This window comes from Corynebacterium sp. HMSC27B11, assembly GCF_001815985.1.
Lineage (GTDB): Bacteria > Actinomycetota > Actinomycetes > Mycobacteriales > Mycobacteriaceae > Corynebacterium.
In genome coordinates, this window is sequence record NZ_KV823578.1 from 1 (window position 1) to 20,311 (window position 20,311).

Annotated in this window: 17 protein-coding genes; 11 read left to right on the plus strand and 6 right to left on the minus strand. The window is 65.6% G+C overall.

Going from position 1 to position 20,311, the window contains the following annotated elements; translation table 11 throughout:
- Nucleotides 1–121: 121 nt before the first annotated feature.
- Nucleotides 122–772, minus strand: a complete 651-nt coding sequence (locus tag HMPREF3097_RS08355) for a 3'-5' exonuclease (RefSeq protein ID WP_246821346.1) — start codon at nt 770–772, stop codon at nt 122–124.
- 468 nt (nt 773–1,240) lie between these two features.
- Here HMPREF3097_RS08355 and HMPREF3097_RS08360 point away from each other — a divergent pair, with 468 nt between their 5' ends.
- From HMPREF3097_RS08360 to HMPREF3097_RS08395, 8 genes are all read left to right on the plus strand, one after another.
- Nucleotides 1,241–1,864 (plus strand): C40 family peptidase, encoded by a 624-nt coding sequence (locus HMPREF3097_RS08360; RefSeq protein ID WP_070761865.1) that lies wholly within the window; start codon nt 1,241–1,243, stop codon nt 1,862–1,864.
- Between the two features lie 335 nt (nt 1,865–2,199).
- Nucleotides 2,200–3,381: an NlpC/P60 family protein gene (locus HMPREF3097_RS08365; RefSeq protein ID WP_246821347.1), complete on the plus strand. Its 1,182-nt coding sequence runs from the start codon at nt 2,200–2,202 to the stop codon at nt 3,379–3,381.
- 15 nt (nt 3,382–3,396) lie between these two features.
- On the plus strand, nt 3,397–4,638 hold the full coding sequence (locus HMPREF3097_RS08370; RefSeq protein WP_070761866.1) for a glycosyltransferase family 4 protein: 1,242 nt from the start codon (nt 3,397–3,399) through the stop codon (nt 4,636–4,638).
- A gap of 132 nt (nt 4,639–4,770) precedes the next feature.
- Entirely contained in the window at nt 4,771–5,751 is a 981-nt protein-coding gene (locus HMPREF3097_RS08375) for an ROK family protein (RefSeq protein ID WP_070761867.1), read from the plus strand.
- A gap of 101 nt (nt 5,752–5,852) precedes the next feature.
- Nucleotides 5,853–6,596, plus strand: coding sequence for a lysophospholipid acyltransferase family protein (locus HMPREF3097_RS08380; RefSeq protein ID WP_070761868.1), 744 nt, complete (start codon nt 5,853–5,855; stop codon nt 6,594–6,596).
- A gap of 33 nt (nt 6,597–6,629) precedes the next feature.
- On the plus strand, nt 6,630–7,874 hold the full coding sequence (locus tag HMPREF3097_RS08385; RefSeq protein WP_246821348.1) for an acyltransferase family protein: 1,245 nt from the start codon (nt 6,630–6,632) through the stop codon (nt 7,872–7,874).
- A gap of 12 nt (nt 7,875–7,886) precedes the next feature.
- Nucleotides 7,887–8,390 (plus strand): polyadenylate-specific 3'-exoribonuclease AS, encoded by a 504-nt coding sequence (locus HMPREF3097_RS08390; RefSeq protein ID WP_070757979.1) that lies wholly within the window; start codon nt 7,887–7,889, stop codon nt 8,388–8,390.
- Nucleotides 8,391–8,428: 38 nt separating this feature from the next.
- Nucleotides 8,429–9,817: a class II 3-deoxy-7-phosphoheptulonate synthase gene (locus HMPREF3097_RS08395; RefSeq protein WP_070757981.1), complete on the plus strand. Its 1,389-nt coding sequence runs from the start codon at nt 8,429–8,431 to the stop codon at nt 9,815–9,817.
- A gap of 242 nt (nt 9,818–10,059) precedes the next feature.
- Here HMPREF3097_RS08395 and HMPREF3097_RS08400 read toward each other — a convergent pair whose 3' ends face one another.
- A complete protein-coding gene (locus tag HMPREF3097_RS08400) occupies nt 10,060–12,453 on the minus strand; it encodes a PASTA domain-containing protein (protein ID WP_070761870.1) in 2,394 nt (797 codons plus the stop codon).
- A 231-nt stretch (nt 12,454–12,684) separates the two neighbouring features.
- On the opposite strand from HMPREF3097_RS08400, the gene HMPREF3097_RS08405 reads away from it, so the two are divergent.
- Nucleotides 12,685–13,146, plus strand: a complete 462-nt coding sequence (locus HMPREF3097_RS08405; protein ID WP_246817994.1) for an Rv2175c family DNA-binding protein — start codon at nt 12,685–12,687, stop codon at nt 13,144–13,146.
- Here HMPREF3097_RS08405 and HMPREF3097_RS08410 read toward each other — a convergent pair.
- Genes HMPREF3097_RS08410 through HMPREF3097_RS08420 form a run of 3 tightly spaced genes read right to left on the minus strand, consistent with a single transcriptional unit; the run spans nt 13,046 to nt 17,604 of the window.
- On the minus strand, nt 13,046–14,731 hold the full coding sequence (locus tag HMPREF3097_RS08410) for an alpha-(1->6)-mannopyranosyltransferase A (RefSeq protein WP_070761871.1): 1,686 nt from the start codon (nt 14,729–14,731) through the stop codon (nt 13,046–13,048). The genes HMPREF3097_RS08405 and HMPREF3097_RS08410 overlap by 101 nt on opposite strands.
- Nucleotides 14,728–16,416: a phytoene desaturase family protein gene (crtI, locus tag HMPREF3097_RS08415; RefSeq protein WP_070761872.1), complete on the minus strand. Its 1,689-nt coding sequence runs from the start codon at nt 16,414–16,416 to the stop codon at nt 14,728–14,730. Before crtI ends, HMPREF3097_RS08410 begins: the two co-directional genes overlap by 4 nt.
- Before the next feature lie 3 nt (nt 16,417–16,419).
- Nucleotides 16,420–17,604: a polyprenyl synthetase family protein gene (locus tag HMPREF3097_RS08420; protein WP_070761873.1), complete on the minus strand. Its 1,185-nt coding sequence runs from the start codon at nt 17,602–17,604 to the stop codon at nt 16,420–16,422.
- 245 nt (nt 17,605–17,849) lie between these two features.
- Between HMPREF3097_RS08420 and HMPREF3097_RS08425 the strand changes: the two genes are divergently transcribed.
- A complete protein-coding gene (locus HMPREF3097_RS08425) occupies nt 17,850–18,875 on the plus strand; it encodes a methylenetetrahydrofolate reductase (RefSeq protein WP_246821349.1) in 1,026 nt (341 codons plus the stop codon).
- An 84-nt stretch (nt 18,876–18,959) separates the two neighbouring features.
- On the opposite strand, the gene HMPREF3097_RS08430 is transcribed toward HMPREF3097_RS08425, so the two are convergent.
- Nucleotides 18,960–19,643 (minus strand): GNAT family N-acetyltransferase, encoded by a 684-nt coding sequence (locus HMPREF3097_RS08430; RefSeq protein WP_070761959.1) that lies wholly within the window; start codon nt 19,641–19,643, stop codon nt 18,960–18,962.
- A 160-nt stretch (nt 19,644–19,803) separates the two neighbouring features.
- Here HMPREF3097_RS08430 and HMPREF3097_RS08435 point away from each other — a divergent pair, with 160 nt between their 5' ends.
- On the plus strand, nt 19,804–20,220 hold the full coding sequence (locus HMPREF3097_RS08435; RefSeq protein WP_246821350.1) for an SAV_6107 family HEPN domain-containing protein: 417 nt from the start codon (nt 19,804–19,806) through the stop codon (nt 20,218–20,220).
- The last annotated feature ends 91 nt before the right edge of the window (nt 20,221–20,311 follow it).

Sequence of the window (20,311 nt, forward strand, 5' to 3'; positions counted from 1 at the left end):
GGGGCCCACGTTAAAAACGTGGGCCCCGCCCTTTCTCTATGCCCTATTTAAAGCTTCCCGCTGTTCCTGCCTGAGGGATTTGCGCGTGCGGAAGCGTTGAGCGGGGTGCGGTGAGCGCCCACTAACGCTGTGGGGGCTCTTGTGCGATTGTGTAGAGCCGATGGGTGAGATCGAAAGTCGTGGCCGCGTCCTGCTGCGCCCGATGGGTAGGGGAGGAGGCCAACCCACAGTGTGCCGCGAGGTTCGCCAACGTATAACGCCCCACGGCCTCCCGGGGGATGAGCTCTCGCGCGGTCGCTGCCGTGCAGAACGCTTGCGGGAGGCACTGCTCCGTCAAAGCCCGTGCCGCATCCGCGTGCCCCAGGCGAGCGTATTCCGCCGCGAGGAAGCCGACGTCGAACTTCACGTTGTGCCCCACGAGCGTCCTATTCAATACCTGGGGTAGGAGATCCTGAGCGACCTCGGCAAAAGTGGGTGAGTTGGCGACATCATCGTCTCTAAGCCCGTTGATGTTGCTGGATTCCGCAGGAATGCTGCACTCGGGGTTGAGGAGGCAGTGGAACCTCCCCACGATGCTTCCATGCTCTACGGTCAGGACAGCGATCTCGATGATTCTATCCGTGGCAGGCTCCAGCCCGGTGGTTTCCAGGTCCACCACCGCACAGCGTTCCAACGCTGCTGCCAACGCAGCCTCAAGGCGTGGGCGCGGGTTCACCGACGAGCCATCATCACGATTGCAGCCGGGTTGAGTATTAGCCGGGGGAGTGCTCATAGCTAAGGAGTCTAGGCGCGCTCCCGGACAAGCCCGTTCTTTGGCTGAGCAGCAGGTGTTCGATGTCCGGTTTTCTTCCCTCCAAACCGTGTTTCCAGCGCCAAAAAGCACCCAATATAAAGAGGTGTGAGCAAGATCACATTGCTGGAACTTCACCGCTATGCCTGCGGTGCTGGCGCCAGCAGTCGAGCGGTATAGCAAATGCAAGAACGCAGGTAGCGGGGTTATTACGGTTTGGTAACTTTTGCGTGTTCGCGGGGTGAAGTTCCCAGGTCGGTGCCCTTGGTTGGCATGGAAACAGAAGAATTTTTACAAAATTTGGCCGTTTCAGTGGACAGGGCTTGTGATCGTTTCGTAATCTTTCCGTGATCTTAAAGCAGAGGGCAGCCGCCCCGCCGGTAAACATCCGGAGAAAAGAAACCGAATAAGAACTCCTCTCAAGGGGAGTAGCGAAAGGCAAGAATTTCTATGGGTAAGCACCGTAAGCAGGGCAACACCGTCCGCAACGCAGTCGCATTCGCAGCAGCAGGCGCAGGCCTCGCAGCGCTGGCTCCGGCCACCGCCACCGCCGCGCCGATCACCGTCCCGGACACCGACTTCTCCGTCGAGGCGCCGGACCACATCGCCAAGCAGGTGCAGCCGCACATCGATAACGCTCACCGCCAGGCAGTGAACGCAGGCCTCATTAAGCAGGCTCAGGCTCCAACCAAGGGCGCGAAGAAGGCTGCCCCTGCTAAGGCACACGTCAGCATCGGCCAGAAGATCGCCGACTACGCTATGAGCAAGGTCGGCGCCCCGTACGCCTGGGGTGCCGCTGGCCCGAACGCCTTCGACTGCTCCGGTCTGACCAGCTGGGCCTACAAGCAGGTCGGCAAGAACATCCCGCGTACCTCCCAGTCTCAGGCTGGCGGCGGCAAGCCGGTCGCCATCAAGGATCTGCGCCCGGGCGACATCGTCTCCTACTACGGTGGCGCATCCCACGTTGCTATCTACATCGGCAAGGGCAAGGTCGTCCACGCCGTAAACTCCGGCACCCCGGTTCAGGTCAACGACCTCAACTACATGCCGGTCAACAACGCAGTGCGCTTCTAAGCTTTCTAGCGCCAGATTGCCCGCCGGAGTGGCCCAGAATGCGGCCTCCGGCGGGTTTCTTGTTTCCTTCAGTTAACTCCTGTGGCTAACGAGGTCTGGCGTTACTGCGCTGCAGCTCAGCCCTCCGAAATGGCTACTCATTGCGAGCCAACTGTGGCATAATCACAAGTTGGTTGTTCCGCTGGGTTTCGGTTCGCCGCAGCAGGTGTCAGCCCAAGCCAACACGGCTGCACGATCCCCCTGAAAACCCGGCTTGTGGCCGTGACGACCCCGTGAACGGCCCGTACATCCGCCCCCACACTGTGGCTCTTCGAAGCAAAGGTTTGGAAAAAATCTTGTCTAAGCAGAAATTCACCCTCGGGACTAGTGTTTGCGCTGCTGTACTCACCGCCGCGACGATCCTGCCGACCGCGCCAATCGCGCAGGCCGACCCCGCCGCGTCGACCCGAGACAACGGAGCCAACCAGGCGGACACGAAGAAGGGCAAGAAGAAGCTCAGCGAGTTCGACGCCACCCAGGCTGACGTCGACCGTCTGCTCAAGAGCCCCGCGCCGAAGGACGTCGACGGCCTGATCAAGCGCCTCGAAAAGATCTCCCGCACCGCGGCGGTCACCAGCGACCTCGTGGAGTCCACCAAGGGGCGCATCGCCAAGCAGAACGAGGCGCTGGACAAGGCCAACCGCGACGTCCGCGCCGCCAAGACCCAGCTCGACAAGACGCAGAAGAAGGTCGACGCCTCCCGCGCCTCCGTCTCCGAGATGTCCCGCTCCGCCTACCGTGGCGCGAGCGTGGACCCGGTCTCCGCGATCGCCGGCGCATCCGGTCCGGCCGCGGCCATGGATCGCTCCGCATACCTGACCGCCCTGACCCGCGACGCGCAGTCCCGCATGGACGCCGTCACCCAGGACCAGCAGGACGCCCACGCCGCCCGCTCCAAGGCGCTGCGCACCAAGGCCCAGGCCGACCACCGACTCAACGAGCTGCGCTACCAGGAGAAGAAGCTCAACGAGCGCACCGAGGACCTGGACCGGCTCAAGGCCGAGGTCAAGACCATCGTCGATGGCTTCTCCCCGGAGGACCGCCGCCGCTGGGTCGACCGCAACGGCCCCATCGACGTCGACGTCGACGAGTTCCTCGGCAAGCTGAAGAAGTCCGCCAAGGGTGCGGCGAAGGGCAATTACGCCGGCGCCGTCGCCGCGGCGATGAGCAAGCTCGGCGCCCCGTACAGCTGGGGAGCCACCGGTCCGGACGCCTTCGACTGCTCCGGCCTGATGGTCTGGGCTTATCAGCAGATCGGCAAGTCCATCCCGCGCACCTCCCAGGCCCAGCTCTCCGGCGGCCAGAGCGTGAGCACCTCCGACCTCCAGCCGGGCGATATCGTCGCTTACTACCCGGGTGCGACCCACGTGGGCATGTACATTGGCGACGGCCAGCTCGTTCACGCCTCCGACTACGGCATCCCGGTCCAGGTTGTTCCGGTTGATTCCATGCCGATCGTCGGCGCCGTCCGCTACTAGCAGGTCCCACCCGGCGTGCCGGAGCAGAAGAACAGCGGCGTCCCAGCCCCGCGGGTTCTCGTCGTCACCAACGACTTCCCACCGACCCTCGGGGGCATCCAGACCTATATTCGCGACTACCTCAACGCGCTGGTCGCCCACGCCGGGATCCCCGCGGAGAACATCGTGGTCTTCGCCTCTACCCAGGACGCCGACGCGGCCGCCGAGTTCGACGCCGCTGTCGACTACCACGTCGTACGGTGGCCCCGGAAGATCATGCTGCCGACCCCGCAGGTCGCCCGCCGCATGCGGCAGCTCATCCGCGACTACCGCATCGACACCGTGTGGTTCGGTGCAGCAGCCCCACTCGCTGCGATGGCTCCCAGCGCTCGGGCCGCCGGGGCAACGCGGGTCGTAGCCTCCACCCACGGCCACGAGGTTGGCTGGTCCATGTTCCCCGGCACCCGTGCCGTGCTCCGCTATATCGGCCGGCACGTGGACACTCTCACCTTCGTCTCCCGCTACGTGCGCGGGCGCATCGCCGGGGTTTTCGGCCCCAATGTGGCGTGGGAACCCATGCCCGGCGGCGTGGATGCCGCAAGTTTCACCCCCGATGAGCAGGTCCGGCAGCGCCTCCGCCGACGCGTTGGCGTTGAGGAAAAGAAAGTTATCGTCGCGGTCAGCCGGGTCGTTCCCAGGAAAGGGCAGGACACCCTCGTGGCAGCGATGCCGCAGATCCTGCGGGAGGTCCCGGATGCCCACCTCGTGATCGTCGGCCCTGGCGATTACGCAACGAAGCTCCAGCGGCGTGCCGAGGCACTCCACGTCGCCCAGCATGTGACCTTCACCGGGCCGGTGCAGCCAGCGGAGCTCGCCGGTTACTACAGCCTCGGTGATGTGTTCGCCCTGCCGGTGCGCACCCAGGGCGGTGGGCTCTCCGTCGAAGGGCTGGGCATCGTCTTCCTCGAAGCACAAGCCGCAGGGAGGGCCACCGTGGCCGGCGATGGTGGGGGAGCACCCGAGACCGTCATCAACGGAGTCACCGGCGAGATCGTGAACGGGCGTGACACCGCCGCCGTCGCCTCCTGCCTCAGCGCACTACTCAACGACCCGGAACGCGCCGCAAACCTGGCCGCAGCTGGGCAGGAGCGCGTCGCGGAGGCCTGGGACTGGCGCGTTCTCGCCCAGCAACTGGAGTACGTCCTGCGGGGCGACCAGCAGCCACGGCGGCGCACACCACCCCGCCACAGTTGGAATTCCCCGGTCAATAAGAAGTAAGTTCTATAAAGACCTCAACTCGCCAGTCGCGCGACACGATCGCCGCAACCTCAACCGAGGGGCGAGAACCACGGCGAATACCGGTGCTACGGGGCACCGGTATTTCCACGCCTGAATCGAGAAAGGTTGCCGGTGCACAACCAGGAAGCACCAGCTGAACACCCACAGCTGACGATCGGTATGGACATCGGAGGCACGAACCTCCGCGCGGCAGTCATCGACGCCGACGGCACGATCGTCGACCTCGAAAAACTCCCCACACCATCCGAAGCCCCGGCGCTGGAGGACACCATCGTCCGCGTCGTCGACACGCTACGCGCCCGACACCCGCAGATCGGTGCGGTGGGCCTCGCGATCGCGGGTTTCCTGGCCCCGGACCTGCGCACCGTCCGTTTCGCGCCCCACCTGCCCTGGGAGGACGTCGACGTCGTCGCCCGACTGGAAAACCGCATCAAGTTGCCCATCGTCGTGGAACACGACGCCAACGCCGCCGCCATCGGGGAACACCACCGTGGCGCGGCACAGGGGGTCAGCACGTGGGCGCTGTTCGCCATCGGCACCGGGGTGGGTGGCGCGCTCATGCACAACGGCGAGCTGTACCGGGGCTCCTTCGGCACCGCGCCCGAGTTCGGCCACATCACGGTGGTGCCCGGCGGCCGGGCCTGCCCCTGCGGCAAGCGAGGCTGCCTGGAGCGCTACTGCTCCGGCTCCGCGCTGCAGCTGGCCGCCCATGACCGCATCGCGGAGCGGGCCTACCCGGAATCCGTGCTCTTCACCCGATTCCACCGGCAACCGGAGGAGATCTCCGGCCGGCACATCGTCAAGGCTGCTCGCGACGGGGACAAGCTGGGCCTTGAGATCCTCCGGGACGTCGGGGAGTGGCTCGGCCGTGGCCTGGCGATGGTGCAGGACATCCTGGACCCAGAGCTCATCGTCCTGGGCGGGGGAGTGAGCGCCGACGCTGACCTCTTCCTGGACACTGCGCGGGCAGAAATGGCGAAAAACATCGTCGGCCAAGGTCGCCGGCCCCTAGCCCGCGTCGTTCCCGCGGAACTGGGTGGGGACGCCGGTATGATTGGCGTGGCTCTACTCGCAGCGCAGGCGCTGGATTAAAGAAGTTATAGCCCCGGGCAGCCCGGGCCTCGTGGCGTGCGGCCAAACACGATCGGGGCTTCAAAGCTCGAGGCGAACTCTAGGAAGGCAAGACTTTTCCAATGCGGAACCGGACTTACTGGTGGTTGAAGCACGTCTTCATCGGGCCGTGGCTGTGGATCTACAACCGGCCATTCACCCGCGGGCTGGATAAGCCCCCAGCGGACGGGCCCGTGATCTTCGCCTCCAACCACCTCGCCGTGATGGACTCCTTCTACTTTCCGCTGGTGAACAAACGCCAGCTGACCTTCCTGGCGAAGAAGGAATACTTCACCACCCCAGGCCTGGTCGGCGCGATCCAGCGCTGGTTCTTCTCCTCGGTGGGGCAGGTGCCGATCGACCGCGCCGACAAGGGGTCCCAGGAGGCCGCCCTGCAGACCGCGCTGCGGGTGCTGGAGAAGGGGGACGCGCTGGGCATGTACCCGGAGGGCACCCGCTCGCCGGACGGTCGCCTCTACCGTGGCAAGACCGGCATGGCTCGCATCGCGCTGGAGTCCGGCGTGAAGGTCTATCCGGTGGCGATGATCAACACGAATAAGGTCAACCCGATCGGCTCCTGGATCCCGCGGCCCTACCGCTGCGGCGTGATCGTGGGCGACCCGATCGACCCCGCCGAGTTCAAGGACGTTGGGGATGACTACCAGCAGGCTCGTGCGCTGACCGACCGGGTCATGGAAGAGCTCGCCAAGCTCAGCGGCCAGGAGTACGTGAAGGATTTCTACGCCGCGGACGTGAAAAACTCCCTCGCTGCAGGTCAGGGCTACCCGGAGGGTTCCGCTCCGGGCGAGGGCGTGGTGTACTCTTAAAAAACGTTAAGAAGTCGCGCTTCGATAAGGGGCTTGCCGGCCACGGATCCACACCGGGGCAGGGCAGAGCCCCATTGGCATAGAGGAGCAAACATCAAGACGAGCAGTGAGCAGACCGCGGACGCGACCGCGGCGAGCAGCGCGTCGGCGCCGGCCTCGACGCCCCGCAAGGCAAGCCGCGTCGAGTGGGCGGATACCGCGAAGGGCCTGTCGATCATCGGCGTGTGCCTGATGCACGTCGTCACGGCGGTTCCGGACGGCACCAGTACGCCGCTGGGGCTGCTGTCCTCCTTCCTCGACCCGCTGCGCATGCCGCTGTTCTTCCTGGTCTCCGGGCTCTTCGCCCACCGAGTGCTGGAGCGCACGCTGGGGGACCTGTGGTATCGCCGCCTGTGGTTCCTGCTCGTGCCCTATCTGGTCTTCACCCCCTTCCAGGCGCTGATCCGCCTCAACATGGCGGGCAATGCCGACCTGCCCCACCTGATCCAGGCGATCCTGTTCGGCGATCCCGGGCTGTGGTTCCTCTACACGCTGATGGTTTACAACATCGTCGCGTGGTTGTTGCGTCGCCAGCCCGCCGTCGTGGCCCTGGCGCTCTCTTTCGTTCCCATCTGTGCAGGCATGATGACCGGCTGGGTGCAGACCCAGAGCTTCCGCCAGGCCTTCATCTACATGCCGATCTTCTTTGCCGGCCTGCACTTCCGCACGTGGTTCTTTGCCCTGGCCAATAAGGCCGGCAACGCGGCGGTCATCCTCGGCACCTTCGGAATCTTCGTGGCCTGGGAGTTCGTGTACCGCTACATGGAGGCGGTGGTCTTCGAAGGCTGGGATATCGTCATTTCCAGCCAGAACGCATTCCTGGCGCTCATCCGCACCTTCACCGCTGTGCCGTTCGGCGTGGTGCTGGCCGTGTGGCTGAGCAACACCCCGCTGGTCAGCCGCTTCCTGACCTTTGTCGGAGCCAACACCCTGCCGATCTACGTCAGTCACCATGCGATGATGTGGCTGTTTATGGACGTCGGCGCCCGCGGCCTGGCCGATAGTGACCCGGAGCGCTTCGGGTTCCTTACCGAGACTTATCCGTTCATGCTCATCGGCTTCGCTGCTTGCCTGTTCGCCGGGACCCTGTTCTACAACGTCGGCAAGGTGCCGGTGCTCAAGTGGATTCTTTATCCGCCGGCTTTGCCCCGGGCGGGCGCTACCCGGTTACACTCGACGGCGGAACAACGCTCCACGCCGCGCCAGCAGTGCGCAAGCTCCACCCAAACGCGAAGCTAGAAAGCAGTAGCAGTGCGCTATTTTTATGACACCGAGTTCATCGAAAACGGTCGCACCATCGACCTGATCTCCATCGGTGTTGTCGCGGAGGACGGTCGCGAGTTCTACGCGATCTCCACGGAATTCGATGCGTCAGCGGCCGGCCCATGGGTCAAGCGCAACGTCCTGCCGCTGCTGCCGCCACGCTCCCACGCGGCCTGGATGAGCCGCGCGCAGATGCGCGACCAGCTCTACGACTTCCTCCTGCCGCCCGGCACGACCCGCCGCGACTGGCCCGAACTGTGGGCCTGGCTGGGGGCATACGACCACGTGGCGCTCGCGCAGCTGTGGGGGGATATGACCAAGCTGCCCCGCGAGATTCCACACTTCACCCGCGAGCTGCGCCAGCTGTGGGAGATGGCGGGCAAACCGCAACTGCCGGAGGCCCCATCTAAGGCCCACGACGCGTTGGTGGACGCCCGTTTCAACGCCGTGAAATACCGGCTGAGCATGTCGGCGCTGAATAAGCGCACTTAACACGCAGCCCAGGGCCAATTTCGGGTATAGTTTTAGGCATGTCTTGGACTATTGACCTCCCCATCGATGAGATGCCCGACCTCCCACCGCTGCCGGACGATATCGCAGCGGAGTTCGACCAGGTTTTTGCTCGTGATGCCAAGCAGCAGCCGAGCTGGGACAAGGATCATGCTTATCGTGTCCGGAGGATTCTCGAGTCCGTCCCGCCGATCGTCGTCGCCCCGGAGATCCGTCGCCTGCGCAAGCAGCTCGCGGACGTCGCCCTGGGCAAGGCCTTCCTGCTGCAGGGCGGTGACTGCGCCGAGACCTTCGAGTCCAACACCGAGCCGCACATCCGCGGCAACATCAAGACCCTCCTGCAGATGGCTGTCGTCCTGACCTACGGGGCGTCCACCCCCGTGGTGAAGATGGCCCGCATCGCCGGCCAGTACGCGAAGCCACGCTCCGCCGACCGCGACGCCAACGGCCTGCTGAACTACCGCGGCGACCTCGTCAACGGTCACGAAGCCACCGAGGAAGCCCGTGCCCACGACCCGTCCCGCATGGTGCGCGCCTACGCGAACTCCTCGGCGACCATGAACCTCATCCGCGCCCTGACTGGCTCGGGCACCGCGGACCTGTACAAGCTGCACGAGTGGAACCGCGAATTCGTCGCCAACTCCCCGGCGGGCGCCCGCTACGAGGCCCTGGCCCAGGAGATCGACCGCGGCCTGGAGTTCATGAGCGCCTGTGGCGTGACCTCCTCCACCCTGCACACCGCGGACATCTACGCCTCCCACGAGGCCCTCGTCCTGGACTACGAGCGCGGCATGCTGCGCCTGGCCCACGACGAAGAGGGCAGGGACGTGCTCTACAACCTCTCCGCCCACCAGGTGTGGATCGGCGAGCGCACCCGCGGGCTGGACGACGCCCACATCCACTTCGCCTCCCTGATCGGTAACCCGGTCGGAGTGAAGATCGGGCCGACGACCACCCCAGAGGAGGCCGTCCAGTACGTCCACCGCCTCGACCCGCACAACGATCCGGGCCGACTGACGCTGATCACCCGCATGGGCTACGACAAGATCCGCGACGTCCTGCCGCCGATCGTGGAGGCCGTGGAGGCCACCGGACACAAGGTCATCTGGCAGACCGACCCAATGCACGGCAACACCTACACCAGCTCCAATGGCTACAAGACCCGCGACTTCGACCGCATCATCGACGAGGTCCAGGGCTTCTTCGAGGTCCACCGCGCCCTTGGCTCCCACCCGGGTGGTGTGCACGTGGAGCTCACCGGCGACGACGTCACCGAGGTCGTCGGCGGCGGCCAGTCCATCACCGACGTGGACCTGCCGAAGCGCTACGACACCACCGTCGACCCGCGCATGAACACTCAGCAGTCCCTGGAGCTGGCGTTCCTCGTCGCGGAGATGCTCCGCAACTAGGCTGCTGCCGCTGTAGCCAGCGCCGGACCGCACCGGTCCCGCAGCGCAACGCAACCCCGGCGGAAGGAGTTATTCCTTCCCCGGGGTTATTGCGTGCCCAGCCGGTTGCGTGGGGTCGGTTGATTGAGGGCCGGTTGCCCAGCCGGTTGTGCAGGGTGCACGGCAGCGATAGCCATCCAGGGTGTCAGGCGGGGGGCGGTGGGGAGACCGCAGTGGAGCTAACCCGAGCGCCCCAGCGGAGCCTAGAAGGTCGAAATCCGCACCGTGTCGCCCTTCTGCGCCTTCCGACCGGTGTTCGGCGACTGGCTCCACACCAAGCCGTCCTCCGAGCCCGAAATCTCGACCTCGAAGCCCGCGTCTTCCAGCTTCTCCCGGGCCTTCTCCGCCCGCATCCCCAACACGAAGGGGACCGACTCGGCGTTGGAGACCTTGAACTTCACCTGCGTGTCCCGGGACGGGTCGACGACCGTGCCCGCTTCCGGTGACTGGGAGGCGACGTCGCCGCCGGAGACGTCCTCGTCAAAAACCTCGCCATCATCGACCGGGTCCAGACCCGCATCGCGCAGCTCGGCGATGGCCTCAGACTTGCTCAGTCCCGTGATGTCCGGGACCTCCGTGGCATTGTTGACCACGATGGTGACCTCGGACTTGCTCGGCACCTCCGTGCCCTTCGAGGGCGTGGTGCGCAGGACGGTGCCCGGGTCGGCGTCGGGGTCGAACTCCTTGATCGTCTTGCCCACCTTCAGACCGGCGGATTCCAGGGTCTTCTTCGCCCGGTCCAGCTTCTGACCCGCCACACCTGGAACCCGGACCGGCTTTGGCCCGCGGGAGACGTGGATCGTCACCGTGGACCCGGTGCGGACCTCGCTGCCGGGAGAGGGGGAGACCTCGGCGACGGTGCCCTTCTTTGCGTCGTCAGAGTAGACCTCCTCGCCGATCTCGGCGACGAGGGTGCGGGACGTCAGCTTGGCGGAATAGGTCTCCGCCGTATCCGTTTCACCAGGGATCGGGACGGTCGGCGCCCCGAGGCTGACGAGCACCGAAACCTGGCTTCCCTTCGGCGCCCGTTCACCAAAAGGGGGATCGGTCCCCATCACTTTCTTCGCCGGGTGGTCGTCGGAGAATTGCTCATCCACCTGGGAGACGAAGCCTGCGTCCTCCACCTTGACGATCGCCGCTTCCCGGTCGAGGCCGACGACCGAGGGGATCTGGCCGTAGCGGCCGGAGGTCAGCCACCAGCCGCCGAGCCCGATCGCGATCACCAGCGCGGTGATGATCGCGGTCCACAGCAGACCCTTGATCGTGGAGCGGTTGCTGAGCTTCTTTGTCGGCGCCGGTGGGGGCGCGGGGCGGTGTTCGGGCGCTGGGTAGCCGGCGGACTGCTGCGCTGGGTAACCCGCTGGAGCAGCGGGGTAGTACTGCGGCTCCGCGTAGCCCGGCGCCTGCCCATACCCCTGGGGCTGGGCTGGCTCGGCCCACTGCTCGCCGGGCTCAGCCCATTGATGGCCTGGGTCTGCCCACTGGTCATAGCCCTGATCGGCTTCGGCGGGCGAGTAATCCCCGTAGGGGTCGACCAGTGCGGTCTCCGACGTCTCGTGAGCCTGGTCCGGAGCCGCGTAGCGGGTTTCCGCCGTGTTCCCGGCCTCATCGGTACCCGCTGCGGGGTCGAGCGTGACCGCACGGGTGGACATCGCCTCGTCGTCCCAGGCCAGGCGGTCTGTGAAACTCGAGCCTGCCAGGGCGTGCTGCACGGCGGAATCCGCGGGGACGGGCACCCGGAATGCCGGAAGCTGGAGTTCCGCAGCGGTCTGGCGGACCGCGGCGAGGAACTCAGAACCGTCCGCGAAACGATCCTCCGGAGTCCGCTGGCAGGCCCGCAGCACCAGGTCGTCGATCTCCGGCGGCACGCCGTCGATGATCTCGGAGGGGGCGGGGACATCCTGGGTGAGCCGGCTCAGCGCCGTCTCGACGGGGCTGCCACCGCTGAAGGGGGTCTCGCCGGTCAGCAGCTCGTAGAGCAGCACCCCGGCGGAATAGACATCGGAGGCCGCACCCAGGGACTGGCCCTGAACCTGTTCCGGGGAAAGGTAAGCGACGGTGCCGATGACCTGCCCGGTGGCTGAGGTGCGCGCCGCCTCACCCGAGCCCGTCGCAACCGCGCGGACCAGCCCGAAGTCCGCGAGCTTGACCTGGTGATTGGCGCTGATCAGCACGTTATCCGGCTTAACGTCCCGGTGGATCATGCCCGTGGTGTGGGCAACCGATAGGGCGGTGAGCACCGGCTCCATGACCGAGAGCGCTGCGTGCGGCGGCATCGGGCCACGCTCCCGGAGCAGCTCCCGTAGCGAACCGCCGTCCACGAGCTCCATGACGAGGAAGACGAACGGGCCATCCTCGCCCTGGTCGAAGACGTTGACCAGATCCGGGTGCGTGAGCTTTGCGACAGCCCGGGCCTCCCGCTCGAAGCGGGTGCGGAACGTCGGGTCGGTCGCGAGCTCCGGGTTCATGATTTTCACCGCGACCTCACGGTCCAGGCGAGTGTCCACGGCGTGGTAGACCGTCGACATTCCGCCCTTGGCGATCTTGGCGCCCAGGTGGTAGCGGTCGTCGAGGTAGCTGCCGGGTTGCGGTTCCATCACTTTTACTGCCGATAATCCTTGCTTATTTTTTTTCTTACGCTCTTCCCCGTTGTCCATCTGTGCACGCTACGAAGGCCATTGGGCCGTGCGCAGGGCACCGCATGCAGGGGAGGGGCGGGCCGGGTTCACACCGTGCCGGGCCGGGCCGCAGCCCGCGCCCTAAAGGCTCAAGTGTGCCTTGAAGGTGTCAACGATTCTAGCCTGTCACAGTCGAATACAATGGCAGCCATGAGCAACTCCACACAGCCGGATCCGCAGTCTTCCCACCTAGAAGCCACCCCAGCAGCCAAAAGCCGCTCCGATCGCGGCCGCGTGACCAGTGGCGTGTTGCAGGAGGCCGCGGGCGGCCTGCCCGCGGGCGAGGTGCTGCTGAGCATCCCTGAAGCTGCCGAGCGCATGGGGGTGGGGCAGAGCAAGATCCTGGATCTGGTGCAGAAGAAAAAGATCCTCGACACCAAGATCGACGGCGTGCGCTACCTCCCCGCCCGCTTCTTCGACGACGACGGCCAGGTCACCCGTTTCCTCCCCGGGGTGGTTGCCCTCCTTCTCGACGGCGGCTACCAGCCCACGGAGATCCTGGAGTACCTCTTTACCGAGGACGACTCCCTGCCTGGTCGGCCGGTTGATGCGCTGCACGGGCACTTGGCTCGCGAGGTTCGCCGCCGGGCGCAGGCGATGGCTCTGATTTAGCGGCCTTCGGCCACGGCTCGGCCTGCTCTTCCGGCATGCCGGGCGCGAAGCCCAGGGTGGCGCGCAGCGCGAACCACATCACCACGCCGATGGCGATGACCCACCACAGAACGTAGAGGCGGTTGTTGCCACCACCGTCGAACATGAAGCACAGCACTGCGCTCAGCCAGGCCACGATGAAGACCGCCCGGCGGTCACGGATGCACACGCCCACGATCACCAGCGGGGCGACGTAGTACCAGGGCAGCACCACCGAGTTGAACACGCAGGTCACCGCGTAGGCCAGGGTCGCACCCAGCAGGGCGCGGCGGACGTCGTGACGGAAGAGCCACCACACCACGACCAGACCGATCAGCATGATGACCATCGAGATCGGCCGGAAGATGCCGATCAGGACGTTGAACCCGATGTCGTCGTTGATGCGGGAGATGAAGGGCTCCAGGGTGCTGGCCAGCATCGTGGGGGCGGCCAGTGGGTTGATCACCTTCGAGTTGCCGGACATTTCCGCGATCCAGCCCCAGGTCTGCCCCGAGGCCCAGGTGATGGCGAACATCACGGCCACGACCACCGCCACGGAGCTGATCCCCGTCCACAGCAAGGTGACGAAACGGGCGGCAGTTTCCTTGAACCAGCCACGGGGCGCGGGCCCAGCGATGCGGGCGACGGCGATCCAAATTAGGAAGGGCAAGGCGATCGCGGCGGTGGCCTTCAACGCCACGCCAGCGGCGATCAGCACGCTGCCCAGCAGTAGCCCGGCGACCGGTCGCAGCCGCAGGCTCGCCAGAATGCCGAGCATCACGAGCGCCATCATCATCGACTCGGTGTGCAGTCCGCCGATGAGATGCACGATCACCAGGGGATTGGCCACGCCCAGCCACACCGCCAGGTCGGGGTCACTGCCGAGTTCGGCGGCCAGGCGGCGCACCACCCAGATCAGGGCCACGAAGGCCACAAGGGTCAGAAACTTGAATACGAAGATCCCGGCGGTGACGTTATCCCCGGTGATCGTGGTGACCCCCTTGCCCAGCCACAGATGGCCGGGGCCGTAGGGGGTGGTGGTGTTACGCCAGTCGGCAGAGACCTCGTAGAGCATCGGGCCCGGGTTGGCCGCCGCACCCACCCGGTAGGCATCCAGCCCCTCCTTCGCCAGCGCCCCCTGCATCAAATAGGAGTAAATATCGCGGCTCATCAACGGTGCAGCCAGCACCATCGGCCCGACCCACGCGGCGATCGCGCGCTGTGGCAAGGAGCGCCCGCCCCGGAGCACGAGCCCGCCGACGATCGCCCAACTGAGCACCAGCAGCGCAATACCCACCCACAGCACGACGGAGAAGATCCCCGCCATGTGCCCGAAGGTCAGCCAATCCAGGCCGAGGGCTTGCATGATGCCGCCGCGTTCGCGGGTAGCGCCCACCGTGTAGGAACACAGCGTGAGAACCACCGAGCCGATCAGCCCCATGCGGATCGCGCTGCTCATGCTGTGGGCCCGCAACCACGCGGTGGGGCGGGCAACGACGGGGTGCTCAGTGAAAGGTCGGCTGGTCGCCGCGGACTTATCCTGCGACTCCTGCAACTGCGTGCTCATCGGATGGAACCTCCACCAATAATTCTGCGTGCTGCCAAAGAACCAGAGAGCAGCGTGGTCGGCACACCCACACCCGGGGTGGTGGAGGAGCCAGCCAGAATCACGTTCCCCAGGCCCGCCACCGGATAATTCCGTGGCCTAAAAGGACCGGTCTGTGCGACGGTGTGGGCCAGCCCGAACGGCGAGCCCCCGCCATGGCCCTGCTGCTGCCAGAACACAGGGGTATCGATCCGGGCCACCGACAGGTGATCCCGCAGACCAGTGAAGCCGCGACCCTCCAGCACCCCCAGCAATTCCTGGACGTAGTTTTCGGCGATCGCCTCCCAATCCAGGCCCGCCCGGTCCAGGTTCGGCACCGGGGCGAGGATGCTCACCGGCTCGACCGTGAGACCATCTTCGGTGCGGACCAGCCGCTCAGGGATCGTGACCGCCGGGCGGGTCAGTAGCAGCGATGGGTCCGACATCAGCCCCGCCCGACCGCGCGAGGCGGTGAGCTCGGCGAAGGTTTCGTTCCACGCCTCGCCGAAGCTGATGTTGTGGTTGTAGCCGCCTGCGTCTGCACCAGGCCATGCCGCGGTGACGTCCACCGGGATACTGCCGTGCACCACGACTGCGGAGGGGGACCAATTCGGCTTCCGTCCCGCCAGCCGTGCCGGGGAGTCCAGTAGTTCCTCCACGACGGGCAAATCCGCGGTGACGATGACGGCATCCGCGGCCAGCTGCTCGCCGTCAGCGGTTCGGATCCCCGTGGCACGCGCACCATCATGGATGATGCGCTCCACCCGGGTGTTGCAGCGCAGCACCCCGCCGGCTAGGCGGAAGGCCCTGGTCAAGACCTCAGGCACGTCCCCCATGCCGAAACGCGGGTAAAACACACCCATGGTCGTGTCCATGTGGGAGATCACCCCATAGACCGCGCGGGCCTTCGCCGGGGCCACGCCGGCGTAGAGGGCCTGGAAGCTGAACACCCGGGCCAGCTCTTCGTCCCCCAGGTGGCGGGAGGCGCGCTTACCCAGACTGCCGAACGCCCCGAGCTCCACGAGATCCGCCATGTCATTGGCGGTGGCGGGGGTCGCCACGGCGTCGAGGAGGGAATCGAAATCCGCGCCGATGAAGGACTCGAAGGAAGCATCGAAGATCCCGCCGATCCACTGGCGGTGCTGGCGGTATCCCCGGGCAAGCCGGTCGACATCCGCGCTGTCGGCGCCGTACTTCCCGGCGGCGAAGCGGCGCACCTCGTGCTCCATGGTGTCGCCGTCCGAGTAGACATCCAGCTCGCGGCCACTGGCGAACATCGCGTGATAGGCCGGGCGCAACTTGCGGTAACCCCAGCCAACGTCCTCGGCACTCACCCCCAGGTGCAGCAGGAGGTTATCCACCAGATCCGGCATCGTCAGCACCGTCGCCCCGGTGTCGGCGTAGAATTCGCCGTGGTCGCTGCGCAGCTGTTCCGTACGGCAGCGGCCCCCGACCTCGGGATTCGCCTCAACCAGCGTCACCTGCTTGCCAGCAGCCTGCAGCCGGCACGCAGCCGCCAAACCGGATAGCCCCGCACCCACGACAACCACGGATTCGACATCCCCGGGGACCCGATCGCGGGTCGTTGGGCGGGTGGTCGGAACCATCATCCGGCGCGTGGCCGCGAGTACCTGGCGAGGGGAGGGGATCGCGCTAAAAATCGGCATGCCCTAGAACCTCCGGTCGCTCAGCAAGCGTGCGAAGGCGACGAGCTCCTCGCTGATGCTGTCCTCCAGCCAGGAGTCCTCTACCAGCGAGATTGCCCGCTCGGACAGGGCGTTGATCTTGTCCTCGATCTGCTGCGCCGCCCCGCAACCTTGAATGATCTGGCGCATCCCGTCGATCTGCTCCGCAGTGTGCTCCGCCGCGCCGGGAAGCGGACCGAAATCTTCCCGCAGTCGGGCCAGCTGCTCCGGGCTGCACTCCGCGAAAGCGGTATTCACCAACACCGTTCGTTTCCCGGTGCGCAGATCATCCCCGCTCGGTTTGCCAGTCACGGCAGGGTCGCCGAAGACGCCCAGCTGGTCGTCCCGAAGCTGGAAAGCCTGCCCCACCAGTGTCCCGTACTCCAGGAGCAGCTCGATCGTGCGCTCATCAGCGCCTGCCAGGGCCGCGCCGATGTGCAGTGGACGGGCGACCGTGTAGCTGGCGGTCTTGAAGTTGATCACCTGCAAGGCATCGGCGATCGACTCGCTCCCGTTGTTCTCCAACGCGATGTCCAGCTGCTGGCCGGCGATCACCTCAGTACGCATCGCACGCCAAGGACCCCGCACCCGCTCGATAATCGCTGGGCTCAGTCCCGCGGTGGCGAGCAGATCATCCGCCCAGCTCAACGCGAGGTCACCAGCCAGAATGGCCTGGCTGATGCCGTAGTGTTCCGGGGATCCAAACCAGTCGCGCTCGCGGTGTTGGCTTTCAAACACTCGGTGGGTGGTGGGGTTGCCTCGGCGGGTATCGGACTCGTCGATGATGTCATCGTGGATCAGCGCACACGCCTGAACAAACTCGAGAGCACTGAGAGCCAGCAGCACGGTCGCCGGGTCGACGTCCTGAATGCTGCTGCCATCGGCCCCGCCGCCTTCCAGGCCGGCGCGGAAACCAGCCCAAGCGAAGGTCGGTCGGACGCGTTTGCCACCGCCCATGACGAAGCCCCGCAACACCGCCATGGCGTCGTTGAACTCGGGCGCGATCGCGGAAAACTCCGCCGCACTGTGGTCGAAATAGGCGTCCAGGGCACGGTCGACAGCAGCCGGAACGTCCTTCAGCGGTGAGCGCAGGTCCCAACCGGCCAGCTGGTTCGCAACCGGCGGCTGGGAGATCGTCGACAGGCCATGCGGGGAGGACGGAGTGGTCACAGGGAGCACACCTTTCGGGGCTGTGGGGCAGGGCGGGGCGTGGATGCTGAGTGAGCAGCGCACGAAGCGCCCTGCTTTGAAGGTTCGATCTTGTGCCTCATAGTCTAAAGGTCGCTGCAGACACCGGCGAACAGGCGCAACCGGGGTGGGGGCCGGATAGGTCAGTGGGGGTGGGGGAACCCGACGGCACGCGAGTGTTAGCCCGGAACGCGACCTAGACAGAGATGTCTACTATGATTTTCTTCATGTCTGCATCCAACCCCCACGGTCACCACGAGAAGACCTCACCGCTGCCGGGCACACCACCACAGCCCACGCTCCAAGTTCCAGTGAGCGAAGCTATCCGTGGCTACAGCCCCGGTAAGATCCCGTTCTCCGTTGAATTCATGCCCCCGCGCGACGATGCCGCCCAAACCCGGCTGTGGAACGCTGCGGAGGCCTTCCACGACCTCGGCGTGAGCTTCGCATCCATCACCTACGGGGCCGGTGGCTCCACCCGGGAGCGCACGATGGAGGTCGCCCAACAGCTGGCAGCCAAGCCACTGACCACCCTCATGCACCTCACCCTGGTGGACCACTCGGCCGACGAGCTGCGCGTCATGCTCCAGGACTACGCCCGCCGCGGCATGACGAACGTGCTCGCGCTGCGCGGCGACCCGCCGGGGGACCCGCTCGGGACATGGCAGCCCACGCCCGGCGGGCTGAACTATGCCTCCGACCTCATCGAACTGATCCGCAACACCCCGGAGTGCGAAAACTTCGATATCGGTATCGCCAGCTTCCCAGAGGGGCACTACCGGGCCGAGGACCTGGAGCAGGACACGCAGGTGACCCTGCACAAGCTCCGGCTGGGGGCGGACTACTCGATTACCCAGATGTTCTTCGACGTGGAGAACTACCTCCGGCTGCGCGATAGGCTCGCCGCCGCCGACCCGATCCACGGGGCAAAGCCCGTGATTCCGGGACTCATGCCGATCACTTCGATCCGTTCCGTGCGCCGCCAAATGGAACTGGCGGGTGGCGAGGTTCCCGTGAAGATCCTGGAGCGCCTGGAGAAGGCCGCAGCTGGCGATGAGGTTGCCAACCGTGATGCGGTCCGCGAGGTCGGCATCGACATCACCACCGAGATGAGTGAGCGTCTCATCGCTGAGGGTGCGCCGAACCTGCACTTCATGACTATGAATAACGTGCGGGCAACCCAGGACGTGCTGCACAACCTGGGGATGGCGCCAGCATGGGGGCCGGGTTACGGCCAGGACATGGTTCGCTAGCTCACCGGCGACGCCTACCGGTGCGTTCGCCCCGTGGGGTGGGGCAGCTGCTGGGCAAGTCTGCCCCGGACCGGCGCGCAGGGGCTAGCGTGCCACCCGGTCCGCGTCTGACGCTGGTTCCCTCACCGTGGTGGGGTCGCCTGGGGCGTTGTGCAGGCGCTTGCGAAGGATGCCGAAGGGGCGGGGATCGCCAGGGAAGCGGTGTTCCCGCAGTAGATCGGTGAAGCCCAAGCTGCGGTAGAGGTGCCACGCGTGATTATTCTCGCCGGGCACCTCCGGGGTGGAGAGCATTGCGTCGCGGGTGGGCAGGATGCCCAGGACCTCCGTTAATAGCCGGGTTCCGATGCCGGAGCCCTGAAATCGCGGAAGAACATGGATCTCCGAAATCTCGGTGTAGCTCGACAGAGTCTCGGTGACGTCCTCCGGCGGCATGCCCGAAGCCAGCAGGCCGTAGCTGACCTGCTGGTACCACCACGTTCCTCGGCTACCTTGGAAGCCAAAGCAGACACCCACGATCTTCTGCGCAGGGTTGGCTGGATCCGGTTCTTCTGCCGGTGAGTGTAAGAGCGCTACCAGGCTCGTGAAGTGTGGGTGGTTGGCGTTGCTGAGCCACAGGCTGCGCCGTTGTCGAAATGCCTCCGGCGGATACCCCATGGCCTTGAGGTGCAAAGCAACGAGTTCATCGAGGCGTCGCAGGAAGACCGCGCGGCTGATGGGTGCGAGGGAGACGAGGTGATCCTGGTCGGGTTGCGCGATGGGTTGGCTCATAGGGATATCGTCCCACGTATCAAGCGCGAGGGTGTGCAACGGGAGATGCTAAAGCGTGATTAGAACACGTGTTCGAATAGTGGGCGGGGGTGTCTGCGCCGAGCTTTAACGTCAGGGGTGCAAATTGCGAAACGGAAGTTCTCGAAAGGTGGGAGTGGCGATGGCTGTGATGTCGAAGACAAGGGGGACGCTGCGTCCCAATCCAGCGGAATTTTTGATGCGCGCGGAAGCCCAACTCGTGTTGGCGAACGAGGCTTATGGTCAGGGGGATCTGCCGCGGGCTGTTGTCTACGCCTATCGCGCCGGGCTACGTGCTGCGGGTGCTGTTATCGACGCCGAGCGGCCGGCTCGTCGCAGGCTTCCGGCCGGTTCGGCGTGGCTGCGTCTCCGGGCGGTGCGACCTGACCTCGGCGGCTGGGCTGACTCTTTCGAGCAACACGCCAGGCTGACGGAGCGGGCAGATATTGGCCTCGAGCGTGATGTAGCGGATTCTTCGTTTCAGGAGGTGTACTCGGATTCTGTCGAACTCCTGGAGCGTGTGCGAATGGAGCTGGGCCTTGGCCTGCAGGCTGCCTAGGGCTTTGGGCTGATTTAATCCTGCTCATTGGTTAGAGTGGGGAATCGAGTAGTAACTAAAACATGGGGAAGCCTCGCTGCGGCGGGGTGGC

What these genes read in the sequence shown, in the direction of transcription:
- HMPREF3097_RS08410 (WP_070761871.1), bottom strand. Translation starts at nt 14,731, where the DNA reads ATGAGCACGCAGTTGCAGGAGTCGCAGGATAAGTCCGCGGCGACCAGC.
- HMPREF3097_RS08400 (WP_070761870.1), bottom strand. Translation starts at nt 12,453, where the DNA reads ATGGAACCGCAACCCGGCAGCTACCTCGACGACCGCTACCACCTGGGC.
- HMPREF3097_RS08360 (WP_070761865.1), top strand. Translation starts at nt 1,241, where the DNA reads ATGGGTAAGCACCGTAAGCAGGGCAACACCGTCCGCAACGCAGTCGCA.
- HMPREF3097_RS08430 (WP_070761959.1), bottom strand. Translation starts at nt 19,643, where the DNA reads ATGAGCCAACCCATCGCGCAACCCGACCAGGATCACCTCGTCTCCCTC.
- HMPREF3097_RS08435 (WP_246821350.1), top strand. Translation starts at nt 19,804, where the DNA reads ATGGCTGTGATGTCGAAGACAAGGGGGACGCTGCGTCCCAATCCAGCG.
- HMPREF3097_RS08425 (WP_246821349.1), top strand. Translation starts at nt 17,850, where the DNA reads ATGTCTGCATCCAACCCCCACGGTCACCACGAGAAGACCTCACCGCTG.
- HMPREF3097_RS08380 (WP_070761868.1), top strand. Translation starts at nt 5,853, where the DNA reads ATGCGGAACCGGACTTACTGGTGGTTGAAGCACGTCTTCATCGGGCCG.
- HMPREF3097_RS08355 (WP_246821346.1), bottom strand. Translation starts at nt 772, where the DNA reads ATGAGCACTCCCCCGGCTAATACTCAACCCGGCTGCAATCGTGATGAT.
- crtI (WP_070761872.1), bottom strand. Translation starts at nt 16,416, where the DNA reads ATGCCGATTTTTAGCGCGATCCCCTCCCCTCGCCAGGTACTCGCGGCC.
- HMPREF3097_RS08405 (WP_246817994.1), top strand. Translation starts at nt 12,685, where the DNA reads ATGAGCAACTCCACACAGCCGGATCCGCAGTCTTCCCACCTAGAAGCC.
- HMPREF3097_RS08395 (WP_070757981.1), top strand. Translation starts at nt 8,429, where the DNA reads ATGTCTTGGACTATTGACCTCCCCATCGATGAGATGCCCGACCTCCCA.